Source organism: Corallococcus sp. CA047B (assembly GCF_003612065.1).
In the GTDB taxonomy this organism is placed as follows: Bacteria; Myxococcota; Myxococcia; order Myxococcales; family Myxococcaceae; genus Corallococcus; species Corallococcus praedator.
This window is the reverse complement of sequence record NZ_RAWD01000273.1, coordinates 1-13,209: the sequence shown is the minus strand read 5'-3', so window position 1 is coordinate 13,209 and position 13,209 is coordinate 1. Positions and strand designations below refer to the sequence as shown.

Sequence of the window (13,209 nt, the reverse complement as noted above, 5' to 3'; positions counted from 1 at the left end):
GGCTCAAGGGCACCGCCCTTGGGCGCACGGGGGGAGGACGATCAGGATGGAGCGCACGGAAGAGGACCCGTCCAACGAGGTTGGAGGGAGCGCGTACCACGCGGGCCAGCGTCGTCCGGGAACCGTCCGGCGGGAAGTGTCGGCTTGTGCGCGCCCCGCGGCCCCCAGGTCGCCCCGGGGCCTAGAAGGCTCCGGACACGCCCACCATCTGCCGGCCAATCGAGGGGTTGAGCGACAGGGACGACACCCGCTTGGACGGGTGCGCGGAGTCGTCGGCGCGGCCGTGGAGCAGCAGGGGCACGGCCACGCCGAACGCGGAGCCGATGACGGCGCCGGTGAGCACGTCGGACAGGTAGTGCTTGTCCGCGCCCATGCGCAACAGGCCCACGGACGCGGCCAGCGGCAGGCCCACGCCCCAGATGAGGGCCTGGTGCTTGTAGCCGCGCAGCGCGGCGACGGTGCCGGCGGACACGACCAGGGAGAAGGCCAGGTTGGTGTGGCCGCTGTAGAAGGACAGGTTGTTGTCGGTGGGGTGGGTGGTGAGGCCCTTGTCGGCGTCGGACAGCACGTGGACGAAGGGGCGCTCGCGGCCCACGCTGAACTTCACCGCCTGGTTGACGACGGAGGCGATGACGGCGGTTTCAATCATGATGGTGGCGTCCTGGGCGAAGTACTCGCGGGACGCGCCGGAAGCGTGGCCCGCGGCGTACTGCGCGCCGAGCAGGCCCAGCGGCAGGCCCGCGAACCCGATGACGTTGCTCCAGGTGTCCGCGCGCTTGCGGGACGCTTCGGTGTTGCCCGCGATGCCCCGGCCCCAGCGGTCCAGGCGGTTGAGCGTGTCGGTGCCATCCGGGGCGCGGTCGCACCAGCGGCACTGCGCGGGGGCGAGGTCGTCCTTGAACACGGTCTCGCTGGAGATCCACAGCGCGCCCGCGGCGCCGGTGATGATGCCGTCCCGGGTCCAGTTGAAGCGCAGGGCGTGGGGCGTGTCGGAGGCCGTGTCCTGGGCGGAGGCGGGCGACAGCGGCGCCAGCGTCAGGAGGAGGAGCCAGAGGGCGGAGAGGGTCCGGAAGGAAGCGGGCATATGGGGCGGCGGAGCATAGAGGCGCTCCGCCCCCGTCCGGCAACCCCCGGTGCCCCTCGTTCAGCGGTTCGCGGCGGCGTCCTCTTCGACGAGTCGCGCCAGCGGGGTGGATGCCGAGGTCGGCATGGCCTATCAGCGCCTGAATGGCCTTGAGGGGCATGCTGCGCATCGCAAGGGGGAGCTCCCGTAGGTGTTGCCACCCGACCTGCCCTCTACGACCCGGGCCACCTGCTCGCGCAAGGGGAGGGCGGGATTGCCGTGCCCATTCTCGGCCCCCCCCATTCGGACGAGATTCCGACCGCGCCCGCGAGTCTTCAGGGCTCACGGAAGCGGGCCACGAAGACGCGCAATGCGTCGCCCGGTTTGGCTGACGTGTCGGACCCGGCGGTTATGACCGGGTTCTGCACGCCGCACCGGAGTGCAGCCAGGAGATGCGAGCGATGGGCAACCGCGGGTGGGCGGTGCTTTGGCTATGGCTCCTTCCCATGCGAGGGGAGGCCACGGCGTCGCCTGACTCCGAAGCCTCGGTCCCCAGGGAGCCGACCCGCTCCGGGTCTTCACTGGCACGGCTGGAGGTGGCGACGCTCGTGCTTCTGCCTCGCGCGGGCAGCGGTGAGGCCGAAGGCTTCGTCCAGTTGGAGCCCACGCTCATCCTGGATGGCGGACCGGAGTTCGGTCTCAACCTGGGCGCCCCCATCCGACTGCGCGGGTGGGGTGGCTCGGTCGGCGCGGGCCGCGTGCGGCGCGAGGACTGGGACCGTCTCTCCGACTGGGGCCAGCTCGTGCGCGGGCTCAAGCTGGGCTCGGACGCGGCGCCCGTGGGCGTGTGGCTGGGCGCCCTGGACGACTACAGCCTGCTGTCGGCGCATCTGGTGCGACGCTACTCCAACCGGACGAATCCGGACTACCACCCGGCGGGCGGCTTCGTGACGGGCACCTTCGGGCCGCTCTACACGGAGGCCTTCGCCTCGGATGTGCTGGGCGCGCGGTTGGTGGGGGCGGAACTCGCGCTGGACGTGGGACGCGTTCTCTTTGGAGCCAATGACCCGCCGGGGCGCTACTCGCTCGCTGTTTCCGCCGTGCATGACTGGGGACGCGCTGGAGGGCGTGCACCGTCCGTGACGCTGGCGCACCTGGACGCAACGGCGGTGGTGCTCAGGCGCCCGGGCCTGGAAGCGCACCTCTTGGCGGGCTGGGGAGGACGGCCGGGCACCGGAGGCGCCTGGGGCGCGGTGCTGGGCGTGGGGGCGGATGCGGTGACACCCGCGTGGGACGTGTCGCTGCGGCTGGAGGCGCGCAGGCAGCACGGTGGCTTCCGACAGGGCTTCTTCGGTCCGGACTACGAACTGGCGCGCTTCCAGACAGTAGGCCTGGAGGGTGTGCCGCTGGCCTCCATTCGCTTCCCGGACGGGTACTCGCTTCATGCGGAGGCCCGCGTGGGCTGGGATGGCGTGGGCTATCGCGGACTGCAACGGCACCTGATGCTGTCGCTGAGCGTGGAGACCTTCTCCTGGGGCCGCCTGGATGCGGACGGGCGGCTGTCGGTGCAACTCCTGGAGCGCAGCCTGGAGCTTGCGGTGAAGGGGCTGGGCGTGGGCCTGGGCCAGCCTGGGGCGCGCTACCTGGGCGCGGCGGAAGCGCGCTGGCGAATCGCAGCGGGGAAGCTCTACGCGGTTGCCACGGGGGGCACGCTGCTGTTCCCGGAAGGGGAAGGGACGCTGCGTCCAGGCGCATTCGCGTCGGTGGGCCTGGGGGTGGACAATGCGCGCTGACGTCCTGCTCGGGTGCGTAGCGCTCCTCTTCACCGGATGCGCCTCGTTGCCTCCCGGGCCCGGAAGGACGCTGGGCTACACCTCCCGCACGGCCACGGACTCCCCTGGGGTGCGAGCGTCGAACGACGAGCCACCGCATGCCTCCGCCCCGGTGCCGAGTGTCACGTCCCGTGAGGATGCGCCGCCGCTGTACCGCCGCAAGGCCGTGCGCGAAGTGGTGACGGGGGCGAGTCCCGTCCGTGCGGTGGCCATGGCGGACGTCGCCAGCTCCGACAACGCGCAGCAGGATGCCTGGGCGCAGTTGCTGACGAACGCGGGGGTGGAGGCGCGGGACGAACGCCCCCTGGGAGGCGCGCTGACGCCCACGCAAGCATCGCGACTGCTGGGCGTGCTTCTGAGCAAGCCAGTCACGTTGAGCACCTTCCCGCCCCTCATGGCCGCAGGCTTCATCCTGCGCGAGGTGATGGAGGGAGGCGAAGTCACGCGGCAGGAACTCCTGCGGCGGGTGGAGCGCTTCTCCCGGGAGCAGGTCGCGGTGCTGCGACCGGATGGCTATCTGGCGTGGGCACTCACCGGGCGAACTCAGCAGAAGGTGGCAACGGTCGAGTGGAGGGAGGGAGCCTTCCGCGCGGGCAACTTCGAACTGGGCCACTTCTACAGCGGCAAGGGCGGTGTCTTCCGCGCCGTGGATGCACAGCTCCACGAGGCGCACTGGCGCCCACTGGCCGAGGTGTACGACGACGCGGATTTCATCAACCGCTCGCTGGACGGCGCAGGGGATGCCTTCGTGGAGCTGTACCACGCGCTGGGACAGTTGCTCTCGCATCCCGTGGACAGCATCGCGGGGCTGAGCAACCTGCCGGCGGGCGTGGCGGCCCTTATCACGTCATCGCCCTCCTACTGGGAGCGCTTCCAGTCCATGACGCGTGGCGAGCAGATCCGCGAGGTGTCGCGGCTGACAACGGGCCTGCTCATCACCGGGGGCGCAGCGTCGGCCACGACACGGACGCTGAAGGGGATGGCGGTGGGAGCGGAAGTCTCGGTGCCGGTGCTCTCGTTGTCGGCGCAGGGCGCGCTGGCGTTGGAGCGCGTCGCGGTGCCAGCAGGGCGCGTGGCGTCAGTGTTGAGCGGCGGGCCCGGGGCAGCCATCATCCTCCAGCGGGCGAACACCGCCTCGAAGGGAGGAGCGCCTTCCCAGGGACCTGGGCAGTGGGGGCCAGCGAAGGAGTCGATGTCCACGCGTGCCCGGCGCTACCAGGAGCAGATCACGGGGCACTCGGCGGATGAGGCGTACTGGGTCGGCGGAGTGGGCAAAAACAGTGGAGGCGTGAAGTTCGATGGGTTCAAGGAAAGCGCGCTACTGGAGGCAAAAGGCCCCGGCTACGCGAACAAGTTTCTCGATACGCTTGATCCGAAATCCTGGTTTGAGCCAACAGGCGCCAAGGGGTTCATTGATCAAGCCCTGCGGCAACGGGACAGCGTTTTGGGCATGGGGATCGCGATTGAGTGGCACGTTGCTGAAGAAGGAGCAGCGAAGGCCATCCGGAAACTGCTCCAGGACAATGGGGTGCGTGAGATTACGGTCATCCACACCCCGGCACTGTGAAGAGAGAAAATCGTGACAGCCAAGACCCCTCCCGAAACCTACTACGCAGGGGCCTACTGGGGAGCGCGCAAGGAGTCGCCGGAGGAGTGCGCCCGACGCACGGCTGAGTTTCTTACCTTGCTGGCGCCAAGCGAGCCTTTCCTCTCTCAGTGGTACTTGCCCACGCGATCATCCAGGGAGTCGCGTGAGCACCCTCTGATGCCGCCCGATGTGCCGACGCTGACGGATCAGTTCCGGCTTGGCGTCAACCGCGAGAAAGGAGGCCCTGTCATCGAGAGACTGGGCTATGGCTTCTGGTTCGGTAACGGGGGGCGTGATTACGACCGTGCGAGCCTGCGCATCTACAGTGGGGGCTACTCGGAAGCGGGCTCAAACTCCTGTGTGTTGACGTTGCCAACGCTCGGTCGCAGTCCGAACGCGGAGCGGGTGATCACGGCTCCTGTTCTGACGGAGGTCGTACGCAGCATGGCACTGGCCTGGGAACCGGACTGGGCTGTGGCCATGTCCCATGCGCATCGGGACCTGGAAGATGAGGCAGCCAAGGCTGACGTGTGGCTTGGCTGGGTGACGTACCTCGCGCGTCAGCGGGGAACGGTGCCGCCGCTGCCTGCGCCTGTGCGCATCGAGCCGGTAGTGAACAGGGGCACGCTCATCGTCCTGACGCCTGAGCGCTTCACGGTGGCCAACCCCGAACACATCGCGTTGGCGCGACATGTGCGAGATCTGCTGGCCCGGGCTGGCCTCATGCCACGCACTACGGTCTGAGCTTCCTGGCTGAAATGGAAACCTCCGCAGAAGAATACTACGTGGGGGCCTACTGGGGGCCGCGCAAGGAGTCCCCCGAGGACTGCGCGCGTCGCACTGCGGAGTTGCTGACGCTCCTGTCCGCATGTGATCCGCTCCTTGCCCACTGGTACAAGCCCGCTCGCTCACGCAAGGACGCGCGAAAGCAACCCTTGATGCCGTCAGATCTGGCCACGCTCACGGAGTCTTTCCGGCGTGGCGTCAACCGCGAAAAAGGTGGGCCGGCCATTGAGCAACTCGGCTTCACTTTCTGGTTCGGCAATGGAGGCGCTAGGGGGGAAGACGTGGATCTGCGCATCACCTGCGGTGACGATGGTGGCGCCACCCCCAACTCCTGCGTGATGACGCTTCCGAGCATCGGGGCGAATGCGGAGCGGCTCAGCACCGCTCCGGTGCTATCAGGCGTGGTACGCAGCATGGCTCAGGCCTGGGAGCCTGATTGGGCCGCGGCCACATCTTGGGAGCACCGTGCGGCGATGGCCGAAACGCCCAGGGCTGGCGGGTTCGTGGGTTGGGTCACGTACCTGCCGCGCCGCCGGGGAGTAGTGCCTCCGTTGCCAGCCCCCGTCCGCATTGAGCCAGTCGACAACCGGGGAGCCCTCATCGTCCTGACTCCGGAACGGCTGACCGCAAGCAATCCCGAGCATGTCGAACGGGGAAAGCGCGTGGGGGAACTGCTGGCGAGGGCCGACGTGCTGGAGCCCGTCATCGCTCGCTGATTCGTCTGTGGCCTTTCGAGCCGGTAGGGCACGCACTGTGTGCCCCTCCAACGTGGATTGAGTAAGGGGGCACACCCGGGAACGGAAGGGGACGCGGAGAGATGAGGGCGAAAGGGAGTCAACGGCGTTTCCTGCCTTGGGTTTCCTATCGCGTCATCCCCTCGGCTCCCCTGGGAACGGTGCCTCGATTTCGCGCCCCAACTCCAACCGCGTGACGCTCTCCGACGGAGCCGTCCGCTTGTCGCGCAGGGTGACGAACTCCTCCGCCGCCGTGGGGTGGCGGACCTTCGCGGTTTCGGGTCGGGTGGCAGCCCCGCGACAACGGACTTCCCGGGTTCCGGAGGACAGCAGGCGGGCGGCCAACGGGCCAGGGTGTGGGAATGCGACGAAAGGAGCATGAAAAGGGCGCCCCTGGCCGTTCTAGAGTCCTCGCCCCGCATGTCCCGCCCTGGCCGCACACTCCATGTCTATCCCGATGCCGCGCGCCGTCAGGCCGCGCTGCGGGCGGAGCGGCGCGTGCGGGGCATCTCCCTGGGGACCCGCCTGCTCACGTGGGACGACTTCGTCCACGCGCTGGGTGGGGCGGGGGAGCTCAACCGGCGCCCCTGTCCGGCGACGGCGGCCCGCGCGGTGGTGGCCGGGCTGGGGGGCGCGCTGGGCACCACGCCGTTCGGCGACTACGTGCGCGAGCCCGCGTTCGCCCGGGCCGCGGCGGACGTGCTGCTGGACTTGAAGGCGGGCCGCCTCTCCGCGCGCGAGCTGCAGGACGCCGCGGAGGTGCTGCCGCCGGAGCGCCGCACGCGCGTGCGCGTCCTGGCCCGGCTGTACCACCTGTACGAGCAGCGGATGGCGGAACTGGGGCTCGCGGACCGCGAGGACGTGCTCCGAGGCGCCCGTGAAGCGCTGGACCGGGGCGCATGGCCCGCGGGCTGGGACGAGGTGACGGGGCTGGTGCTCCACGGCGTCTACGACGTGCGGCCCTCGAAGCTGGAGCTGCTGTTGGGGCTCGCGGCGGCGTGCGAGTCGCGTCGGGTGTCGCTGCGCGTGGAGACGCCGGTGGGTGGCTCGCCGGTGGCGGACGCGGCGCTGGCGGCGCTGTTCCGCGCCTTCGAGAACCGGGGCGAGTCCATGCCCCATGTGGACCTCTTCAAGGCGGACGTGACGTTCGAGGGCCGGCCCTTCACGGACCTGGGAAGGCACCTGTTCTCACCGCGCGCCGCGCGCGACGTGTTGAAGGACGCGGTGGACGGGCTGTCGGTGTGGAACGCGACGTCCGCGCGCGAGGAGGCCCGCATCGTGGCCCGCGACGTGCGGCGGCTCATCGCGGCGGGCAGCGCGCCGTCCGACATCGCCATCGCGTACCGCGACCTGGGCCCGGAGGCGGGCTGGCTGGCGGAGGCGCTGGGAGAGCTGGGCGTGCCCGTGCGCCTGCCCTGGGGCGAGCCGCTCGCGCTCGCGGGGCCCGTGCGTCTGGCGCTGGAGCTGCCGGTGCTCATCGAGGACGGCTTCCCGGCGGAGCGCGTGGCGGAGATCATCGCCAGCCGCTACGTGCCCTCGCTGTCGCGCGGAGGACCGGACGCGCCCGCGGCGCTCCTCGCGTTGGCGGCCGCGCGGGATGACCGGCTGGGCGCGACGCGAGGCAAGGGCGCCTATGACGTGCGGCTGGATGACCTCGCGCGCCGGATGCAGGCCCAGGGCGGCCGGCACAAGGAGGACGCGGTCAAGGTGATGGCCGTGCGTGCGCTGCGCGACCGCGTGATGCGGCTCATCAACGAGTGCCGCCACATTCCGAAGGAGGGCACGGCCGCGGAGCTGGTCGCCGCGTGGTGGAAGGTCGTGGAGCGGCTGGGCCTGCTGGACTCCGCGGGCAAGCTGGAGCCGCGCGAGGAAGGCACCCTGGGCGCGCGCATCGAGGACGCGAGGGCCCGGGACGACGCGGCGCTCGCGGCGTTCCAGCAGCGGATGGAAGCCCTGCTGCGCTCCCTGCGCGCGGTGGGTGGCGGACCGGACATTACCCGGCGCATGTTGGGGCGCTGGCTGGCGGATGCGCTGCGGGACGTGCACCTGCCCGCGCGCGGACCGAGCACGGGCGCGGTGGAGGTGCTGGACCTGGGCGAGGTGCCGGGCCGCACCTTCCGCCACCTCTTCGTCGCGGGGCTCACCGAAGGGCGTCTGCCCGGGCGCGACCCGCCGTCGCCGCTGTTGGGGGACGCGGAGCGCGTGGCGCTCAACCAGCACCTGAGCCGGGACGTGTTCCGGCTGACGGGCGGCGAGTTCGATGACCGCGCGCCCTGGAGGCTCACGGAGGACCGGCTGTTGTTCGCCAGCGCGCTCGCGGCGGCGGAGTCCTCGTTGAGCCTGTCGTTCGCGGTGAAGGCGTCGGGGGGCCAGGAGCAGGTGCCCTCGGCGTTCCTGGAGGAGGTGCGCCGGCTCACCGGTCATCTGTGGCGCACGCGCACGCTGCCGCCGGTGCTGCCGTTGGACGAGGTGCTCACGCGCACGGAGTTGCGGCGCACCGTGGCGCTGGAGGCGCTGGCGGGACAGTCCTATCCCAGCCTCCGCGTCACGGAGCCGGATCCGGCCGGGAGGATCCTCAAGGATCGCTTCGGCACGGAGGACTGGTTCCGGGGCGCGCGCGAACTGGCCCACATGGAGGCCGCGCGCCTGCGCTTCTTCGGCAGCGAGGAAGAGGCCACGGGCGAGTTCACCGGCGGCGTGCAGGGACCGGCGCTGGAACAGAAGCTGCGCGAGACCTTCCACTTCGGCCTGGAGCGGCCGCTGTCCGCGAGCGCCCTGGCGCGCTTCGGCAACTGCGGCTTCCAGGGCTTCGTCGCGTACGGCTTGAAGGTGGCGGAGCCGGTGGTGCCCGGCGAGGAGTTCGACGCCCGGGGACGCGGCACGTTCTGGCACCGCGTGATGGAGGAGGTGTTCCAGGCGCTCAAGGACGCGAAGCTCCTGGGGCAGGCGCCGGAGGACATCCCCAAGGAGGTGCTGGAGAAGGCCGTGAAGAAGGCCAGCAAGCACTTCGAGGAGCTGCACCACGTGGGGCACCGCGAGCTGTGGAAGCTGGCGGGGGAGAAGGCCCACGCGATGGTCCGGCGCATCCTCACGGATCAGGGCCGGGGGCTGCCGTTTGATCCGCTGAAGCCGGAGGGCTTCGAATTGAAGTTCGGCCCCGCGGCGAAGGATCCGCGCTGGAGCGACGTGAAGCTGCTGGTGGCGAACGACGCCATCGTCTTCGAGGGGCAGATCGACCGGCTGGACACGGCCGGCGTGGAGGTGGGCGTCATCGACTACAAGACGGGCCGCCTGGACAAGCGCACGCTGAAGGAGAACCTGCTGCGCTCGGACTTCCAGCTCCCGCTGTACCTCTACGCGGCGCGCGAGAGCGGCCACGTGGGAGCGCGCAACGCCGCGTGGTTCTCACTGCGCACGGGGGCCAGCATCCACCTGTCGGACGTGATGCCGCCCGCGGAGCTGGAGGACCTGCTGTCCACCGACCCGGAGGTGCGTCAGCGCGTGGCGGAGGCCCAGGGGCTCAACCTGCCCAACGCGGTGGAGACGCTGGTGACGCGCCTGCGCAAGGGGGACTTCCCGGCGCGGCCCAACGACTGCGGACGGTGCGGCTACCGCGCGGTGTGCCGCATCACCGAGCGGCGCGTGATGGACGAGGGGAGCGGATGAGCGACACCGCGCCCCACATGCTCGCGCTGGAGAAAAACCTGGCCCTGATGGCCGGCGCCGGCGCGGGCAAGACGTACAGCCTGGTGACGATGACGCTGCACCTGTTCGCGGGAGCGCGCGAGGCGGCCGCCGCGCTGCGGCCGTCGCGGCTGGGCATGCTCACGTTCACGGACAAGGCCGCCGCGGAGATGCGCAAGCGGGTGCGCGAGCGGCTGGACGCGCTGGCCCAGGGGGATGTGCCCCTGGACGCGGAGAAGGACCTGCGCGCGTCGCTCGCGAGGCTGGAGCGGCCGTTCCCCACGCAGGACGAGTGGCGCAAGGTGCGCGAGGACCTGGGCGCCGCGACGGTGGGCACCTTCCACTCGCTCTGCGGACAGATCCTGCGTCGCGCGCCGCCCGCGGTGGGCATCGATCCCGCCTTCGAGGTGCTGGACGAGCTGGAGTCCTCGGGCCTGCTGGAGGACGTCACCGAACGCGTGGTGCTGGACGCGCTGGAGGGCGGCGACGCGAAGGTGCGCGAGCTGTGCGCGGAGCTGGGCTTCTCCGGTTCGGGCTTCTCCGACGGACTCGTGGCCGCGCTGATGGATGTCTACCGCACGCTGCGCGAGGAAGGCCTCAAGGCGGCGACGGCCCGCGTGGGCGACGGCGCGGCGGACAAGGTGCAACTCGAAGGGCTCATCCAGGACTGCCGCCGACTGTGCAACGAGGCCCGGGCGCAGGACGTGAAGGGCGAGTGGAGTCCCCTGCTGTCCGTGTGTGAGCGGGCGCTGGAGGGAATGACGCCGGACACGTTCCTCCAGACGGAGCGCTTCCCCGCGCTGCGCAACGCGCTGCTGTCGGAGCCTCGCAACCTGGCGAACCTGCGCAAGGGCGCGGGCGCCTGCCTGAAGGAGCTGCTCTGGAGGGTGAAGGGCAAGAGCGACGGCTCGGTGCGGCGGCTGGAGGACGCGTACGCCGCGTGGCGCACGGCGCCTTTCGAGGAGACCTTCCGCGACCTGCTGGGCCAGTTGGAGACGCGGCACGATGCGGAGCTGACGCGGCGCAACGTGTTCGACTTCACGTCGCTGCTGGTGAAGGCGCGCGACCTGCTGCGCGACCATCCGGAGTTCCGCCAGCAGATCCAGGAGCGGCTGGGCGCGCTGCTGGTGGACGAGTTCCAGGACACCAACCGGTTGCAGTTGGAGCTGGTGCTGCTGTTGTCGGAGCGGCGGGAGGGCGGCCCACGCGAACTGGCACCGGGCGCGGACCTGGTGACGGCGCTGCCCCTGGAGCCCGCGTTCCTGTGCGCGGTGGGTGACCGCAAGCAGTCCATCTACGAGTTCCGTGGCGCGGACGTGTCCGTGTTCACGGTGCTGGCGGACAAGATTGAGGCGGAGGGCGGGGCACGCGGTTTCCTCCAACACAACTACCGCTCGCTGCCGGGCGTCCTGTCCTTCTTCAACCGCGCGTTCGCCGGACTGCTCGTGGCCAGGGAGGCGACGCCCCGTCCCTTCGAGGTCGTCTACGACGCGGCGACGGACGACCTGTCCCCCACGCGCCCGGAGCTGGCGGACGGTCCGGTGGTGGAGCGGTTGACGCTGCCGGAGGCCGACACCGCTCCGGAGCTGCGCGAGTACGAGGCGGACGCGGTGGCCCGCAGGCTGCGGGTGATGCTCGCGCCCGGAGCGCCCGCGACGGTGATGGCGGAGGACCGCAAGGGGTTGCGTCCCGCGAGGGGCGGAGACGTGGCCATCCTCTTCCGGACCTTCACGCACCTGGAGGAGTACCGCACCGCGCTGATCCGCCACGGCGTGCCGCATCGGGTGCTGCGCGGACGTGGCTTCTACGGGGCGCAGGAGGTGCGTGACCTCGCCTCGTTGCTGGCGCTCCTGTCGGACGCGGACGACGCGCTGGCCTTCGCCGCGGTGCTGCGCTCGCCGCTGGTGGGCCTGTCGGACGCTTCGCTGTTCCGGCTCGCGGGGGACCTGCCGCTGTCGCTCGGTTCACCGCGACTGGTGGACGCGGACGTGCGCGCCGCGATGTCCGCGCGCGAGCAGACACGGCTGACGCGCTTCCTGGACCTCATCCCCGTGCTGCGAAGGGAGCGCGACCGACTGGGCGTGCATGTACTGCTGCACGCGGCGCTGGAGGCGACCGGCTACCGCGAGGCGCTGGCGGGCTCCCCATACGCGGAGCAGGCGAGCGCCAACGTGGAGAAGCTGCTGTCGCTGGCGGCGCGCAGGGACGAGCGGGGAACGGGCGGCTGCGTGGCCTTCGCGCGCGAGCTGCGCCAGCTGGCGGACTCCGACCCGAACGAAGCGCAGGCGGACCTGCTGGATGAAGGCGATCCGCGCGCCGTGCAGTTGTTGACCATCCACCGCGCCAAGGGTCTGGAGTGGCCCGTGGTGGTGGTGCCCGGCATGGGAGGCCGCAGGCGCACCACTTCGGCCCGCGCGTACTTCGAGCGCTCTTTCGGCCTGGCGCTGCGGCCCTGGATGCCGGACTCGCTGGACACCTTCACCTCCGAGCGCTTCGAAGCGGTGCGTGCGGAATTGAAGGCCCGCGAGGACGCCGAATACCTGCGCCTGCTCTACGTGGCCCTCACCCGCGCCAAGGACCTGCTGGTGTTGTCGGGCGGAGAGGAGAAGCGCGCGGGCACCGACACATGGTGGCACCGCGTGGACCGGCGGCTGGACGCCGATGCACAGCTGAGGGCGCTCGCGAACGACGTGGACGTGGAGCGGTTGCCACCGCCCGCGGATCCGGAGCCCCCCACCGAGGAACAGGAGGCCCAGGCCCGGGACCGTGTCGAGTCCGCGCTGGCCCGGGTGTCCGGGACGGCATTCGATGATGGATCCGACGAAGCGGACGCGGCGTTCGATGAAGCACCGGTGATTGCCTCCGTGCGCGCGGTGCAGGACTTCCTCACGTGCCCGCGCCGCTATCACCACCTCCACCGGCTGGGGCTCGCCGTCGGCTCGGAGCCGTGGGAAGCGCCCGCGCGGTCGGCCCCGCTGCTCGTGGAGCCGGAGGGATGGCTGCCCGTGGAGCGTCCGGATCAGCTGGTGACGCGGCTCTTGCGTGAAGTGGACCTGTCACTGGCGGGGCCGGACGCGGAGGCCTCCGAGCGCCGGGCGCACCTGGAGCAACTGCTGCGCAGCGCGGGCCGGGATCCGGAGGAAGAGGGCCTGGGCGACGTGCTGGCCACGGCGGAGCGCTTCCTGGGCACGGCCTTCGCGAAGCGGCTCGCGGCCACGCCCGCATCCAGCGTGCACCGGGGGCTCGACTTCGTGCTGGACCTGGAGGACGGCGCCTCGCTGGAGGGCGTGGTGGATCTGCTCTGGGAGTCGCCGGAGGGGGAGGCCGTGGCGGTGCTCCTGCGCCCGGGCGCCCGCCATCCCCTGGGACCGGCCGCGTGCGCGCATGAGCTGGCGGCCCTGTCCCTGGCGGCGTCGCGGATGGTGCGTGACGGGGTGCCGGTGCGGGTGGGGGTGGCCTTCCTGGGCGAGGCGTCCCCGGAGCCGGAGTTCCTTCCGAAGGGGGGCGGCGAGGAAGGGGTTG

At 71.0% G+C, this 13,209-nt stretch carries 7 protein-coding genes; 6 read left to right on the top strand and 1 reads right to left on the bottom strand.

Features of this window, described 5'->3' with window-relative positions; translation table 11 throughout:
* Positions 1-181 precede the first annotated feature (181 nt).
* Positions 182-1,084, bottom strand: a complete 903-nt coding sequence (locus D7X74_RS31675; protein ID WP_120536748.1) for a phosphatase PAP2 family protein — start codon at positions 1,082-1,084, stop codon at positions 182-184.
* A 431-nt stretch (positions 1,085-1,515) separates the two neighbouring features.
* Between D7X74_RS31675 and D7X74_RS31670 the strand changes: the two genes are divergently transcribed.
* From D7X74_RS31670 to D7X74_RS31640, 6 genes are all read left to right on the top strand, one after another.
* The gene (locus D7X74_RS31670) at positions 1,516-2,856 is read left to right on the top strand and encodes a hypothetical protein (protein WP_370450825.1); all 1,341 of its coding nucleotides are present in this window, start codon (positions 1,516-1,518) and stop codon (positions 2,854-2,856) included.
* Positions 2,846-4,462 carry a Tox-REase-5 domain-containing protein gene (locus tag D7X74_RS31665; protein ID WP_120536747.1) on the top strand — a complete coding sequence of 539 codons (1,617 nt, stop codon included), beginning with the start codon at positions 2,846-2,848 and terminating at the stop codon, positions 4,460-4,462. Before D7X74_RS31670 ends, D7X74_RS31665 begins: the two co-directional genes overlap by 11 nt.
* 12 nt (positions 4,463-4,474) lie before the next feature.
* A complete protein-coding gene (locus tag D7X74_RS31660; protein WP_120536746.1) occupies positions 4,475-5,227 on the top strand; it encodes an immunity 52 family protein in 753 nt (250 codons plus the stop codon).
* 14 nt (positions 5,228-5,241) lie between these two features.
* Complete coding sequence (locus D7X74_RS45385) at positions 5,242-5,985, top strand: immunity 52 family protein (RefSeq protein WP_120536745.1); 744 nt, start codon at positions 5,242-5,244, stop codon at positions 5,983-5,985.
* 438 nt (positions 5,986-6,423) lie between these two features.
* Positions 6,424-9,669, top strand: a complete 3,246-nt coding sequence (locus D7X74_RS31645) for a PD-(D/E)XK nuclease family protein (protein WP_120536743.1) — start codon at positions 6,424-6,426, stop codon at positions 9,667-9,669.
* Positions 9,666-13,209, top strand: a 3,544-nt coding sequence (locus D7X74_RS31640; RefSeq protein WP_120536742.1) for a UvrD-helicase domain-containing protein, incomplete at its 3' end; no start/stop codon positions are given. The genes D7X74_RS31645 and D7X74_RS31640, both read left to right, overlap by 4 nt.